Source organism: Salibacterium sp. K-3, from assembly GCF_054052005.1.
Genome location: NZ_JBSVZE010000012.1, coordinates 1 through 335, shown reverse-complemented (window position 1 = coordinate 335; position 335 = coordinate 1). Strand labels below are relative to the sequence as shown.

General features: G+C 34.3%; 1 protein-coding gene. It reads right to left on the bottom strand.

What is annotated here, in order from left to right:
- Window positions 1–335: DDE-type integrase/transposase/recombinase (locus ACW9JV_RS19315; protein WP_457337523.1), on the bottom strand; the 335-nt coding region annotated here is incomplete at both ends.

The window sequence follows — 335 nt, the reverse complement described above, 5'->3', positions numbered from 1 at the left end:
CATTTAAATAAAGAAATTCTGATTTCATAATGCCAAAGAAGTTTTCAATAACGGCATTATCATAACAGTTGCCTTTACGTGACATACTTTGCGTAATCAATCTTTCTCTCAAGGCGTGCTGATATTGTTTCATTTGATAATGCCAGCCTTGATCCGAATGAATAAGCAGTGCATCTTCCTCTGATAACCGTTTAAATGATTTCTCCAACATTTCCGATACAAGTGAATAAGTAGGTCTAGAGTCGATTGTATAGGCAATGATTTCCCCATTATATAAATCCAGTATAGGTGAAAGATAGAGTTTCTCCCCAAATAATTTAAACTCTGTAATATCC